At 64.5% G+C, this 13,183-nt stretch carries 13 protein-coding genes; 12 read left to right on the forward strand and 1 reads right to left on the reverse strand.

Features of this window, described 5'->3' with window-relative positions; translation table 11 throughout:
* Positions 1-91 precede the first annotated feature (91 nt).
* Together FXV83_RS22595 and FXV83_RS22600 are read left to right on the forward strand one after the other, a co-directional pair.
* Positions 92-511: a DUF4118 domain-containing protein gene (locus tag FXV83_RS22595; RefSeq protein WP_148741579.1), complete on the forward strand. Its 420-nt coding sequence runs from the start codon at positions 92-94 to the stop codon at positions 509-511.
* Between the two features lie 140 nt (positions 512-651).
* Complete coding sequence (locus tag FXV83_RS22600) at positions 652-849, forward strand: hypothetical protein (protein WP_148741580.1); 198 nt, start codon at positions 652-654, stop codon at positions 847-849.
* A 301-nt stretch (positions 850-1,150) separates the two neighbouring features.
* Here FXV83_RS22600 and FXV83_RS22605 read toward each other — a convergent pair whose 3' ends face one another.
* The gene (locus FXV83_RS22605) at positions 1,151-2,122 is read right to left on the reverse strand and encodes a LysR family transcriptional regulator (RefSeq protein ID WP_148741581.1); all 972 of its coding nucleotides are present in this window, start codon (positions 2,120-2,122) and stop codon (positions 1,151-1,153) included.
* 118 nt (positions 2,123-2,240) lie between these two features.
* Here FXV83_RS22605 and FXV83_RS22610 point away from each other — a divergent pair, with 118 nt between their 5' ends.
* The 10 genes from FXV83_RS22610 to FXV83_RS22655 all read left to right on the forward strand — a co-directional run bounded on the left by FXV83_RS22610 (position 2,241) and on the right by FXV83_RS22655 (position 13,131).
* Positions 2,241-3,278, forward strand: coding sequence for a class 1 fructose-bisphosphatase (locus FXV83_RS22610; RefSeq protein ID WP_148741582.1), 1,038 nt, complete (start codon positions 2,241-2,243; stop codon positions 3,276-3,278).
* Positions 3,279-3,289: 11 nt separating this feature from the next.
* A complete protein-coding gene (locus FXV83_RS22615) occupies positions 3,290-4,165 on the forward strand; it encodes a phosphoribulokinase (protein ID WP_148741583.1) in 876 nt (291 codons plus the stop codon).
* Between the two features lie 16 nt (positions 4,166-4,181).
* Positions 4,182-6,206: a transketolase gene (gene tkt / locus FXV83_RS22620; protein ID WP_148741584.1), complete on the forward strand. Its 2,025-nt coding sequence runs from the start codon at positions 4,182-4,184 to the stop codon at positions 6,204-6,206.
* 11 nt (positions 6,207-6,217) lie between these two features.
* Positions 6,218-7,303: a class II fructose-bisphosphate aldolase gene (gene fba / locus FXV83_RS22625; RefSeq protein WP_148741585.1), complete on the forward strand. Its 1,086-nt coding sequence runs from the start codon at positions 6,218-6,220 to the stop codon at positions 7,301-7,303.
* Between the two features lie 41 nt (positions 7,304-7,344).
* On the forward strand, positions 7,345-8,805 hold the full coding sequence (locus tag FXV83_RS22630) for a form I ribulose bisphosphate carboxylase large subunit (RefSeq protein WP_148741586.1): 1,461 nt from the start codon (positions 7,345-7,347) through the stop codon (positions 8,803-8,805).
* A gap of 11 nt (positions 8,806-8,816) precedes the next feature.
* On the forward strand, positions 8,817-9,224 hold the full coding sequence (locus FXV83_RS22635) for a ribulose bisphosphate carboxylase small subunit (RefSeq protein WP_148741587.1): 408 nt from the start codon (positions 8,817-8,819) through the stop codon (positions 9,222-9,224).
* Positions 9,225-9,323: 99 nt separating this feature from the next.
* Positions 9,324-10,256 carry a CbbX protein gene (gene cbbX / locus FXV83_RS22640; RefSeq protein ID WP_187436084.1) on the forward strand — a complete coding sequence of 311 codons (933 nt, stop codon included), beginning with the start codon at positions 9,324-9,326 and terminating at the stop codon, positions 10,254-10,256.
* The gene (rpe, locus tag FXV83_RS22645; RefSeq protein WP_148741589.1) at positions 10,253-10,990 is read left to right on the forward strand and encodes a ribulose-phosphate 3-epimerase; all 738 of its coding nucleotides are present in this window, start codon (positions 10,253-10,255) and stop codon (positions 10,988-10,990) included. The genes cbbX and rpe overlap by 4 nt, the downstream gene beginning before the upstream one ends.
* A gap of 226 nt (positions 10,991-11,216) precedes the next feature.
* Complete coding sequence (locus tag FXV83_RS22650) at positions 11,217-11,423, forward strand: hypothetical protein (RefSeq protein WP_148741590.1); 207 nt, start codon at positions 11,217-11,219, stop codon at positions 11,421-11,423.
* A 169-nt stretch (positions 11,424-11,592) separates the two neighbouring features.
* The gene (locus tag FXV83_RS22655) at positions 11,593-13,131 is read left to right on the forward strand and encodes a Do family serine endopeptidase (protein WP_187436085.1); all 1,539 of its coding nucleotides are present in this window, start codon (positions 11,593-11,595) and stop codon (positions 13,129-13,131) included.
* Positions 13,132-13,183 lie beyond the last annotated feature (52 nt).

The following is a 13,183-nucleotide window of genomic DNA, read 5'->3' on the forward strand; positions in this document are numbered from 1 at the left end:
TCGTGGCTGCGATTTCCACCTCGCGATTTGCCCGCCGCTGTTGTACTTTGGTCTCAATCGGGCCTGGTCAACAGGTGGCAGGGGGAGGCTTATGGAGCGTGCGGAACTGTTCGGCGTACCGCAAGTACGGCCATGGACGTGGCAGGCGTTTGTGCTCGGATTCGCAATTGTTGCCGCGTCGGCCGCCGTTCAGGGCATCTGCGTTGTGCTCGGCGCAAAACTTTACTTCGCGGCCTTCCTGCCCAGCATCTTCGTGGTCGGAATTCTCGCCGGCGCACCGGCTGCGGTGTTCGCGGCGCTGCTCACCGTTCCGGTGGTGTGGTGGGCATTCATGCCGCCGTTCTTCGAGTTCAATGCGCTGACCAGCGCCAATACCGATTCCATCAACCTGTTCTTCCTGCTCGCCGTGCTGCTGATCGGCCTTGCCGATCTCTGCCGCGAGACCACGGCGATCATCAGCCGCGGCGGCTTGAGGCCGTCTGGCGAGAGCGCGGCAACGAATTCGCAATAAAAGGGCCGGGCGCGAGCGGGGCGCGTTGCGTCGGCGCAACAGTCCGGCAACCATTTGCGCGCTTGCCCTGCGCCGCTAACTTTTCGAAAAAGATTTGGCCGCAATTTCTCCCGCGGGAATGACGAGGGAGTTTTCGAAACATGAACGGCCAGGCCATTTTGGAGAATGTGCGCCGCTACCGCGGGATCGCATCGCTCTATCGCCAGACTGCCGTCTTCCGGCCGAGCCAGAGCTGGTCGCTGCTGGAGCAGGCGGGGGAATGGGAAGCACGGGCGCTGACGGAGCTGGAAGCCTATTTCGCCAGCCGCGCGGATCACGCCGTCCAGTTCGCTGCCTGATCGTTAGCCATCGCTGCGGTCGTACAGGCGCGGACCGGATCTTGCGTGGTGGTCGACCGTCTCTCCCGGAAGCCGGGATGTGCAAGGCCCGCGAGCGGGCGGATCCGAGCAGACGGTGGCAACTACGGAGTTGTCTCGGTGCTTGCGTGTGCTAGCAAGGCGCTGACCGCGATATTTGCGTCGGCCGGGGGCACGCGATGACCACCTTCAACCGCATCTTCACGACCCAGCGTTTGCTCCAGATCATCGTCATCCTGGCTGCAACGGTCGCGATGAAGCTGATGGGCTGAACGTCGGCGAGCTATCGCCCGCCGAGTTCGGGCACCTCGGGCAGATAGTTCGAGCCCTCCGAGCCCAGAAAATCGAACATCGCCTGCGCCGGCGGCAGCAACACCTTGTCGCTGCGGCGGATCACGTACCATTGCCGCACGATAGGCAGGCCCGCGACATCGAGCACGATGAGCCGGCCCTCAGTGAGCTCATGCGCGACGGTGTGGGCTGAAATGAAGGCGACGCCGAGTCCGGCAATCACCGCCTGCTTGATGGTCTCGTTGCTGCTCATCTCCATGCCGATGATCGGCTCCAGATCCGACTTCTGGAACATGCCCTCCATCAGCGTGCGCGTGCCCGATCCCGGCTCTCGGGTGAGGAAGGTCTCGTGCACGAGGTCGGTCAGGCTGAGGCCGGCATCCTTCTCCAGCCAGTGCCCCTTGCGGGCGACGATGATGTGCGGATTGCGCCCGAGCTGGCGGACGTCGACGCTGACGTCGGCCGGTGGCCGACCCATCACGGCCAAGTCGAGGTCATAGCCGTGCATGGCCTCGCGGATCTCCTCGCGATTGCCGATGGTCAGCTTGATCTCGATCTTCGGATACCGCTTCGAGAATGCCGCGATCGCGTGCGGCACGAAATATTTTGCGGTCGAAACCGCGCCGAGATGCACCGTGCCGCCGGTTCGCCCGGCGAGCAGGTCGAGCGCGCCCTGGCAGTCGGCGATTGCGGCTTCGACGCGCTCGGCGAGCGTGAGAACCTCCCTGCCTGCCTCCGTCAGCAGCATGCCGTCGCCGGTCCGCTGCACCAGCGGCAGGCCTGCGAGATCCTGAAGCTGGCGCAGCTGCTGGGTGACCGCCGGCTGCGTCAGCCCGAGATGGCTCGAGGCCGCTGTGACGCTGCCCTTGGCCGAGAGCGCCGCAAGCGAACGCAGCTGCCGGATCGTGAGATGCCGGAGCTGCGCCACTAGGCGGGCATTATAAGATAATTCTTTGGCGCTCATTATGATTAGAAATTTTCCTTATTAAGCCACCTCTGTCAATCTCCTGATGCTGGGACGGACCGTACCAACCTCCGCCAGGGAGGGAACTGGAGACGGCGCCAGCAAGGGATGGACGCACATGACCGGGCAACTCAGGCTGGACGACCACCTTCAGCGGTATTCCGAGACCGCACCCCACGCGCTGGCGGTTGCAGCCGCGGTCGATGCCATCGCGGCGGCCGCAATCGAGATCGCCGACCTGATCGGCACCGGAGACATCGCAGACGCATCGGGCCTGACGACCGGGCGCAACAGCGACGGCGATCTCCAGTGTAACCTCGACGTCCAGGCGGATGCGATCCTGCGCCGCTACCTCGGCAAGTTACCGATTGCGGCGCTCGCCTCGGAGGAGATGCGCGAACCGCAGCTCGGCGACCGCGACGCGAAGATCTGCGTCGCCTTCGATCCGCTCGACGGCTCGTCCAACATCGACATCAACATGACCGTCGGCACGATCTTCTCGATCCTGCCGGCGCCGGACGATCTCGCCCTCGCCTTCCATCAACGCGGCTCGGCGCAGCTTGCGGCGGGCTTCGTCACTTACGGTCCACAGACCTCGCTGGTGCTGACCCTCGGTGACGGCGTCGACATCTTCACGTACGACCGCAGGTCCGCCGGCTTCCGTCTGGTGCGCAGCGCCGTGCAGATTTCCGAGGCCTGCGACGAGTTCGCGATCAACGGCTCCAACCGCCGGCATTGGGATCCGCCGGTGCGTGCCTTCGTGGACGAGTGCCTCGCCGGTGTCGACGGGCCGGCGAACCATGACTTCAACATGCGCTGGATCGGCTCGCTGGTCGCGGAGGCCTATCGGATCCTCACCCGCGGCGGCGTCTTTCTCTATCCGTCCGACGCGCGCCCCGGCTATGGCGACGGCCGCCTGCGCCTCACCTACGAGGCGCACCCGATGGCCATGATCATCGAGCAGGCCGGCGGCTCGGCGTCGACCGGGCGCGAGCGCATCCTCGAGCTGTCGGCGGAAAGCCTGCACCAGCGCGTGCCGCTGATCATGGGATCGAGCAACGCGGTGCAGCGCGTGGCAGAACTGCATTGCGATCCGCTGCTGGTCGCAAGCGTCTCCGCGCCCCTGTTCGCGCGGCGCGGTTTCTTCCGGCTTTGAGGAGATAGGACATGTCCAGGAAGCATCCGATCATTTCCATCACCGGCTCCTCCGGCGCGGGCACCACCTCGGTCAAGAAGACGTTCGAGCAGATCTTCTTTCGCGAGCGCGTCAATGCCGTCTACATCGAGGGCGACGCGTTTCATCGCTACGACCGCACCGAGATGCGCACGCAGATGGCCAAGGAGGCCGAGCGCGGCAACAAGCATTTCAGTCATTTCAGCCCCGAGACCAATCTGTTCGAGGAACTGGAGCGCGCGTTCCGCGACTATGGCGAGACCGGCACTGCGACGACGCGGCACTACGTCCATGACGCCGAAGAGTCAGCACTGCACGGCGCGCCTCCCGGCACCTTCACCGAATGGGAGCGCCTACCCGAAAACTCGGATCTGCTGTTCTACGAAGGTCTGCACGGCGCCGTCGTCACCGACAAGGTCAACGTCGCGCGCTACGCCGACCTCAAGATCGGGGTGGTGCCCGTCATCAATCTCGAGTGGATCCAGAAGCTGCACCGCGACCGCAGCGCCCGCGGCTATTCGACCGAAGCCGTCACCGACACCATTTTGCGGCGAATGCCGGACTACATCCACTACATCTGTCCGCAATTCACCGATACCGACATCAACTTCCAACGCGTGCCGACGGTTGACACTTCAAATCCGTTCATCGCGCGCTGGATTCCGACGCCGGACGAATCGATGGTCGTGATCCGCTTCAAGAACCCGCGCGGCATCGACTTTCCCTATCTGCTCTCGATGCTGCCGCACAGCTTCATGTCGCGCGCGAACTCCATCGTTTGCCCGGGCGCGAAGCTCGACCTCGCAATGCAGCTCATCCTGACGCCGCTGATCATGCAGCTGATCGAGCGCAAGCGAAATTTGAAGTGAACAAGGGGAGAATCCGATGAACATCTCCGTCCATGCCGAAGCCGACCTCTACGCGGTCAGCCACAACGATCTCGCCAACGCGGTCCGCTTCCTCGCGATCGACGCCATCGAGACCTCGCAGTCCGGCCATCCCGGCTTGCCGATGGGCATGGCCGACGTCGCGACCGTGCTGTTCTCGCGCTTCCTGAAATTCGACTCGGCGCATCCGAACTGGCCCGACCGTGATCGCTTCGTGTTGTCCGCGGGCCACGGCTCGATGCTGCTCTACGCGCTGCTCCATCTCACCGGCGGCGATATCAGCCTCGACGACATCAAGGCGTTCCGGCAGTGGGGCTCAAAGACGCCGGGCCATCCCGAATACGGCCACACACCGGGCGTCGAGACCACGACCGGGCCGCTGGGGCAGGGGATCGCGACCGCCGTCGGCATGGCGCTCGCCGAGCGGATGGCCAATGCGCGGCACGGCGATGATCTGGTCGATCATTTCACCTATGTGATCGCCGGCGACGGCTGCCTGATGGAGGGCATCAGCCAGGAGGCGATCTCGCTTGCGGGGCATCTGCAATTGTCCCGGCTGATCGTGCTGTTCGACGACAACGGCATCTCGATCGACGGGCCGACCTCGCTCGCGACATCGGACGACCAGCTCGCGCGCTTCGCCGCCTCCGGCTGGTCAGTGCGCCGCATCGACGGGCACGATCCCGAGGCGATCGCGCAGGCGATTGCCGAAGAACGTGAAACCTCACGGCCGTCGCTGATCGCCTGTCGCACCATCATCGGCTATGGCGCGCCGGATCGCCAGGGCACCGAGAAGGCGCATGGCGCTCCGCTCGGCCCTGAACAGACGGCGGCGGCGCGGCGAACGCTCGGCTGGGACTACCAGCCCTTCGTGGTGCCGACCCCGATCCTGAAAGCGTGGCGGATGGTCGGCCAGCGCGGACAAGTGGCGCGCCTGGCCTGGCTCGATCGCTATGAATGCGCAGCGCCCGAGCAGCGCGACCTGTTCATCGAGGGCAAGGCCGTTGCGCTTACGGCCGCTTATGCGCTAGCCGCGGCCAAATTGCGCGAGCGCTTTGCCACCGAGCGTCCGAAGCTGGCGACCCGGCAGGCCTCGCAACAGGTCCTCGACGGCATTGCCGGGACAATCCCCGGCCTGGTCGGCGGCTCGGCGGACCTGACCCACTCGAACCTGACGCACGCCAAGGTGCAGACGCCCGTCACGCGCGGCGCATTCGCAGGTGACTACATCCACTACGGAATCCGCGAGCACGGCATGGCCGCCGCGATGAACGGCCTCGCGCTGCATGGCGGCTTCATTCCCTATGGCGGCACCTTCCTCGCTTTCTCCGACTACAGCCGGCCAGCGATCCGGCTTGCGGCCTTGATGCGGATCCGCGTGATTCACGTGATGACCCATGATTCCATCGGGCTTGGCGAGGACGGACCGACACATCAGCCGGTCGAGCATCTCGCCGCGCTGCGGGTGATTCCAAATCTGCTGGTGTTCCGTCCTGCTGATGCGGTGGAAACGCTGGAAGCCTGGGACTGCGCGCTCGGGACCGAGGATCGTCCGTCCGTGCTGTGCCTGTCGCGCCAGGCATTGCCGACCTTCCGCAGCGATGCCCGTGGCAGGAACCGCGTGGCGCGTGGTGCCTATCTCGTGGTCACGCCGGATGGCGGCCGTGACGTGACGCTGATCGCGACCGGCTCGGAAGTGTCGATTGCGCTGGAAGCGGCCCGCCTGCTTGCGACCGAACACGTCCGCGCGGCCGTGGTCTCCGCGCCTTGCTTCGCCCTGTTCGAGGAGCAGTCGGAGGACTACCGCGCCGAGGTTCTCGGCGCCGCGCCGCGCATCGGCATCGAGGCCGCCGTTCTTGGCGACTGGCCACGCTGGCTCGGTGCCGATGGTGAGTTCGTCGGCATGCGCGGCTTCGGCGCCTCGGCGCCGGCGCCCGTGCTCTACCGCGAATTCGGCATCACCTCGCAAGGCATCGCGGACGCCGCCCGGCGGGCGATCGCCCGCGCAGGCAAGACACAATAGGAGGATATCCCGTGGCACGTATCACCCTTCGGCAATTGCTCGATCATGCAGCTCACCATGGCTACGCAGTGCCGGCGTTCAACATCAACAACATGGAGCAGGGCATTGCGATCATGCAGGCTGCGGCCGAGGTCGATGCGCCCGTGATCATCCAGGCCTCGCGCGGCGCACGCAGTTATGCCGGCGATCTCATGCTTTCGCACATGATCGATGCGCTGGAGCGCACCTATCCTGACATTCCCCTGTGCATGCACCAGGACCACGGCAATGACGAGGCGACGTGTGCGTCCGCGATCGCGCACGGCTTCACCTCGGTGATGATGGACGGCTCGCTCAAGGCGGACGCGAAGACAGCCGCGGATTACGACTACAACGTCGCGATCACGCGCCGCGTGGTCGATCTCGCCCACTGGGTCGGCGCGTCGGTCGAAGGCGAGCTCGGCGTGCTCGGTTCGCTCGAGCACGGCGGCGGCGAGCAGGAGGACGGTCATGGCGTCGAAGGCAAGGTGAGCCACGACCAGTTGCTGACCGACCCCGACCAGGCTGTCGATTTCGTCCGGGCAACGAAGGTTGATGCGCTTGCCATCGCCATGGGCACCTCGCACGGCGCCTACAAGTTCAGCCGCAAGCCGGATGGTGACATCCTGGCGATGCGGGTGGTCGAGGAGATCCACCGCCGGCTGCCCAATACGCATCTTGTGATGCACGGCTCGTCCTCGGTGCCACAGCCGCTCCAGGACATGTTCAACCAGTTCGGCGGCGAGATGCCGCAGACCTGGGGCGTGCCGGTGGAGGAAATCGTCCGCGGCATCCAGAGCGGCGTGCGCAAGGTCAATATCGATACCGACTGCCGGCTGGCGATGACGGCGGTGTTCCGCAAGATTGCCGCGCAGGCGCCATCCGAATTCGATCCGCGAAAGTTCCTCAAACCCGCGATGGATGCGATGCGCGATCTGTGCCGCGAACGTTTCGAGCAGTTCGGTACCGCGGGTCATGCCGGCAAGATCAAGGCGATCCCCATCAGCGAGATGGCGCGGCGCTACCGCGCCGGCGAACTCGACCCGCGGATCGACGCGCGCGAACCCGTCGCGGCCTGAGCCATTCAGAAAGCAGAAGAGAGAGAAACGAGGAGACAGTCATGAACGCACATACCGGCACGGTCCGCGGCAAAGAGCGCTATCGCTCGGGCGTCATGGAATACAAGCGCATGGGCTATTGGGAGCCCGACTATGTGCCGAAGGATACCGACGTCATCGCCTTGTTCCGCGTGACGCCGCAGGAGGGGGTCGACCCGATCGAAGCATCCGCTGCGGTCGCCGGCGAATCCTCGACGGCGACCTGGACGGTGGTGTGGACCGACCGCCTGACCGCGGCGGAGAAGTACCGTGCAAAATGCTATCGCGTCGATCCCGTGCCGGGCTCGCCGGATTCATATTTTGCCTACATCGCCTATGACCTCGACCTGTTCGAGTCCGGCTCGATCGCCAACCTCTCCGCCTCGATCATTGGCAACGTCTTCGGCTTCAAGCCGCTGAAGGCGCTGCGCCTCGAGGACATGCGTTTCCCGGTCGCCTATGTGAAGACGTTCCAGGGGCCGGCGACCGGCATCGTGGTCGAGCGCGAACGCCTCGACAAGTTCGGCCGGCCGCTGCTGGGCGCGACGATAAAGCCAAAGCTCGGTCTGTCCGGCCGCAATTACGGCCGCGTGGTCTACGAGGCGCTGAAGGGCGGGCTCGATTTCACCAAGGACGACGAGAACATCAACTCGCAGCCGTTCATGCACTGGCGTGATCGCTTCCTCTATTGCATGGAGGCCGTGAATCGTGCGCAGGCCGCCTCGGGCGAGGTGAAGGGAACCTATCTCAACATCACCGCCGGGACCATGGAGGACATGTACGAGCGTGCGGAGTTCGCCAAGGAGCTCGGATCGTGCATCGTCATGATCGATCTGGTGATCGGCTACACCGCGATCCAGTCGATGGCGAAATGGGCGCGCCGCAACGACATGATCCTGCATCTGCACCGTGCCGGCCACTCGACCTATACGCGGCAGAAGAGCCACGGCGTGTCATTTCGCGTCATCGCCAAATGGATGCGGCTTGCCGGCGTTGACCACATCCATGCCGGCACGGTGGTCGGCAAGCTCGAGGGCGATCCCAACACCACGCGCGGCTACTACGATGTCTGCCGCGAGGACTTCAATCCGATGAAGCTCGAGCACGGCCTGTTTTTCGACCAGTCCTGGGCGAGCCTGAACAAGATGATGCCGGTGGCCTCCGGCGGCATTCATGCCGGCCAGATGCATCAGCTGCTCGACCTGTTAGGAGAGGACGTCGTGCTCCAGTTCGGCGGCGGCACGATTGGCCACCCCATGGGGATTGCGGCCGGCGCGATCGCCAATCGCGTCGCCCTGGAGGCGATGATCCTCGCGCGCAACGAGGGCCGCGACTACGTCCATGAAGGTCCGGAGATCCTGGCCAGGGCGGCCGAGACCTGCACGCCGCTGAAGGCAGCGCTCGAGGTCTGGAAGGACGTCACTTTCAATTATCAATCCACCGACACGCCGGACTTCGTGCCGACAGCGTTGGAAACCGTTTGAGGAGACATGAGATGAAACTGACGCAAGGCTGCTTCTCGTTCCTGCCCGATCTGACCGACGACCAGATCACAAAGCAGGTGCAATATTGCCTGGCCAATGGCTGGGCGGTGAACATCGAATTCACCGACGATCCACATCCCCGCAATACTTATTGGGAGATGTGGGGCCTGCCGATGTTCGATCTCCAGGATGCCGCCGGAGTGATGATGGAGCTCGCCGAGTGCCGCCGGGTGTACGGCGACCGCTACATCCGTATCAGTGGCTTCGACTCCAGCCACGGCTGGGAATCGGTGCGGATCTCCTTCCTGGTCAACCGCCCGCCGCAGGAGGCCGAGTTCGAGCTGGTGCGGCAAGAGATTGGCGGGCGCGCGATCCGGTACACGACTGTGCGAAAGCCGGCGGCCAACGCTTCGCAGTAAATCCTTCCACTCCGCGCGGAGCACTCCCTGCTCCGTATCCTTGGCGGACCACTGCTTCGCCGCTTCCCCGCGGCGAAGCCCTTTTTCTTCGAGGTGCCGATGCTTGATGTGCCCCATGCAACGACCACTGAAGGCGGCGAGACCAGGTTCGATCTCCGCAAGGAAGCTGAAGCGGCCGGAATCACGGATACGCTGCAGCAGCTCGAGCAGGAGCTGGTCGGCTTGAGGCCGGTCAAGAGCCGCGTACGCCAGATCGCCTCGCTGCTGCTGATCGAACGCATTCGCCAGCGTGCGGGCTTGGCCTCTGCGCCGCCGACGCTGCACATGTCATTCACGGGCAATCCCGGCACCGGCAAGACCACCGTGGCGCTGCGCATGGCGAAAATTCTGCACGGCCTCGGCTTCGTGCGGCGCGGGCAGGTGATCTCGGTGACGCGCGACGATCTCGTCGGCCAATATATCGGCCATACCGCGCCGAAAACAAAAGAGATATTGAAGAAGGCGATGGGCGGCGTGCTTTTCATCGACGAGGCCTATTACCTGCATCGGCCCGGCAACGAGCGCGACTACGGCCAGGAGGCGATCGAGATCCTGCTACAGGTCATGGAGAACCAGCGCGAGGACCTCGTTGTGATCCTTGCCGGCTATGGCGAGCGGATGACGAGCTTCTTCGCCAGCAATCCCGGCTTCCGCTCGCGCATCGCGCATCATATTGACTTTCCGGACTATGGGGAGACCGAGCTTCTCGTCATCGCGGAGCTGATGCTCAGGGAGCGCGGTTATCGCTTCTCGGCCGCCGCGCGCGAGGCCTTCGAGAAATACATCGAATTGCGCCGGACCCAGCCGTTCTTCTCCAATGCGCGATCGATCCGCAACGCGGTCGACCGCATCCGCTTGCGACAGGCCGATCGGCTGGTCTCCGATCTCGACCGCATGCTTGATGTCGCCGACCTCGAAAGGATCGATCCCGCCGACGTGCTGGCGAGCCGCGTCTTCAGCGGCGGTGCCGATGTGCGGAGTGCAAAGCCATGACCAGAGAGATTTTCATTGCGCCGTCGATCCTGGCTGCGGATTTCGCGCGCCTCGGCGAGGAGATCGCTGCTATCGATAAGGCCGGCGCCGACTGGATCCATTGCGACGTGATGGACGGACACTTCGTGCCGAACATCAGCTATGGCGCCGACGTCATCAAGGCCATCCGGCCGCTGACGAAGAAGGTCTTCGACGTCCACCTCATGATTGCGCCGGCCGATCCTTATCTGGAGGCCTTCGCGAAGGCGGGCGCCGATGTCATCACCGTGCATGCCGAAGCCGGTGTCCATCTCGACCGCTCGCTCCAGGCCGTTCGCGCGCTCGGCAAGCAGGCCGGCGTCAGCCTGTGTCCGGCGACCCCGGAACATGCGATCGAATATGTGCTTGACCGTATAGATCTCGTGCTGGTGATGACGGTCAATCCGGGCTTTGGCGGCCAGTCTTTTCTCGAATCCCAGCTCGCGAAGATCGGGCGCATTCGAACCATGATCGGCAACCGGCCGATCCGGCTCGAGGTCGATGGCGGCATCACGCGCGACAATGCCGCTGCCGTTGCCGCCGCGGGCGCCGATACGCTGGTGGCGGGCTCGGCCGTGTTTCGCGGCAATAGCAGTGCCGACTATGCCGGCAACATCGCAGCCATTCGCATTGCCGCCGAGGCCGGCCGGGTTCCAAAGCTGCAAGATAGCTCCACGCAGCCGATGCGCGCCGGCGAAAGCGTGCGCCTCCGGTAGACTACGGCAGCCATAAACGGCGAGCGCCGGCTCTACGCCCAGCTCGCTGGCCGGCGAGCCATGTTCCATGGTGTAGAGTCTGCGCCGATTGGAACTAAATCCCTCACGCGCGTTTCAGAACTTAACTGCGATCAGGCGGGCCGTGCTCCCAGCAAATGTTTTGCACAACCGCCATCGGCGTGACGCAAATCAGGACGATAAGCCAGTGAACGCGAGGGAGGGTCTCATGGAGAACGTACGTCGCTACCGGGCGCTGGCGTCCCTCTGTCGTCAGCAGGCGGCCTATCGGCCGCTCCAGAACTGGGAATTGCTTGGTCAAGCCGAACATTTCGAATATCTCGCCGAGATCGCGCTGAAGGCGCATTTTGACGCGTGCAATGCGCAACGCGAAGGTGACGGCATCGCGGCGTGCGAGACCACGGTCGCAGCCTGACAGCACTCTTGTGTTTTTTGTGGTTTTCCGGATGGACCGCTGACGCTGCGTCGGCAAATCGGGGCCGCGGCTTCTTTGCCAAGATTTAATTGCGTGGACGGGACGCCGTAAGGTGCCAGCGCCCATGTTGCGTGCAAGGCGACACCTTCAGCAACATGGACATTTCGACATGAACGACCGCGTCAATTCCGACACCAGCACGTCCCGCAAGATTCTGAGGCCGCGTCGGCTCGCGCTGCTCGGCACCGTCGCCGCGCTCGGCGCGGCGGTGCTTGCTGCTTCTCCCGGTTCTTCGCCGTTCGGTGTGACCCCCTTCGTTGCGCCAGCGCAGGCGGCGGAAGCCACCGCAACGCCGCCGGGCTTCGGCGACCTCGTTGCCAAGGTCAAACCCGCCGTCATCTCGGTGCGGGTCAGAATCGACCAGGACAACGACAAGAGCGCGATGCTGCAACAGAACCGGATGGACTCCGACGAGGATTCGCCATTCGACCAGTTCTCCAGGCAGTTCGGTTTCCGTGGCCCCAACGGCATGCCGCGCCAGCGTCACCAGGTGATCACCGGCGAGGGCTCCGGCTTCTTCATCTCCGCTGACGGCTATGCGGTGACCAACAACCACGTTGTCGACCATGCCCAGTCCGTCCAGATCACGACGGACGACGGCGCGATCTACACCGCGAAGGTGGTCGGCACCGATCCGAAGACCGATCTGGCGCTGATCAAGGTCGAGGGCAAGAAGGATTTCCCGTTCGTCAAATTCTCCGACCAGAAGCCGCGGATCGGCGACTGGGTGGTCGCGGTCGGCAATCCCTTCGGCCTCGGCGGCACTGTGACCGCCGGCATCGTCTCGGCTAGCGGCCGCGACATCGGCAACGGTCCCTACGACGACTTCATCCAGATCGACGCCCCCATCAACAAGGGCAATTCAGGCGGTCCGGCCTTCGATATGACCGGCAACGTGATCGGCGTGAACACCGCGATCTTCTCGCCCTCCGGCGGCTCGGTCGGCATCGGCTTCGACATTCCGGCCTCGACCGCAAAGCTCGTCATCGCGCAGCTGAAGGACAAGGGCGCGGTCACCCGCGGCTGGCTTGGCGTCCAGGTGCAGCCCGTGACGGCGGATATTGCCGACAGCATCGGCCTGAAGGAGGCAAGGGGCGCGATCGTCGACAATCCGCAAGGTGGCAGTCCGGCGGCGAACGCCGGCATCGAGGCCGGCGACGTCATTACGGCCGTCAATGGCACTGCGATCAAGGACTCGCGCGATCTCGCCCGCACCATCGCCACATTGGCGCCGGGCAGCTATGTGAAGCTCGATGTCTGGCACGAGGGCGAGAGCAAGACGATGACGCTCGCGCTTGGCGAACTGCCGAAGGAGCGGCCGGCCCAAGGCAACGGAAAGACCGATGACGGCAAGGTCCAGCCGGACGCCGGCACGCCGCGCCTTGGCCTCAGCCTGGCGCCCGCAGGCGACGTGCAGGGCGCCGGCCAGAACGGCGTCGTGGTGACCGAGGTCGATCCGCAAGGCCCGGCCGCGCAGCGCGGCATCCAGACCGGCGACGTCATCCTCAATGTCGGCGGCAAGGCCGTCGCCAGTGTTGGCGACGTCCGCTCCGAACTGGCGCAGGCCAGATCGTCCGGCAGGCGCAGCGTGTTGCTGCAGGTGAAGAATGCAGAGGCGACCCGGTTCGTCGCAGTGCCGCTCGCGTAAGTCGTACGCCTACCCGCACAAGTCCAAAAAGGCGGTCTTCGGGCCGCCTTTT

The sequence above is a fragment of the Bradyrhizobium hipponense genome, assembly GCF_008123965.1.
GTDB lineage: Bacteria > Pseudomonadota > Alphaproteobacteria > Rhizobiales > Xanthobacteraceae > Bradyrhizobium > Bradyrhizobium hipponense.

Coding starts and splice junctions, on each gene's coding strand:
- FXV83_RS22595 (WP_148741579.1), top strand. CDS start 92: ATGGAGCGTGCGGAACTGTTCGGCGTACCGCAAGTACGGCCATGGACG.
- FXV83_RS22600 (WP_148741580.1), top strand. CDS start 652: ATGAACGGCCAGGCCATTTTGGAGAATGTGCGCCGCTACCGCGGGATC.
- FXV83_RS22605 (WP_148741581.1), bottom strand. CDS start 2,122: ATGAGCGCCAAAGAATTATCTTATAATGCCCGCCTAGTGGCGCAGCTC.
- FXV83_RS22610 (WP_148741582.1), top strand. CDS start 2,241: ATGACCGGGCAACTCAGGCTGGACGACCACCTTCAGCGGTATTCCGAG.
- FXV83_RS22615 (WP_148741583.1), top strand. CDS start 3,290: ATGTCCAGGAAGCATCCGATCATTTCCATCACCGGCTCCTCCGGCGCG.
- tkt (WP_148741584.1), top strand. CDS start 4,182: ATGAACATCTCCGTCCATGCCGAAGCCGACCTCTACGCGGTCAGCCAC.
- FXV83_RS22630 (WP_148741586.1), top strand. CDS start 7,345: ATGAACGCACATACCGGCACGGTCCGCGGCAAAGAGCGCTATCGCTCG.
- FXV83_RS22635 (WP_148741587.1), top strand. CDS start 8,817: ATGAAACTGACGCAAGGCTGCTTCTCGTTCCTGCCCGATCTGACCGAC.
- cbbX (WP_187436084.1), top strand. CDS start 9,324: ATGCTTGATGTGCCCCATGCAACGACCACTGAAGGCGGCGAGACCAGG.
- rpe (WP_148741589.1), top strand. CDS start 10,253: ATGACCAGAGAGATTTTCATTGCGCCGTCGATCCTGGCTGCGGATTTC.
- FXV83_RS22650 (WP_148741590.1), top strand. CDS start 11,217: ATGGAGAACGTACGTCGCTACCGGGCGCTGGCGTCCCTCTGTCGTCAG.
- FXV83_RS22655 (WP_187436085.1), top strand. CDS start 11,593: ATGAACGACCGCGTCAATTCCGACACCAGCACGTCCCGCAAGATTCTG.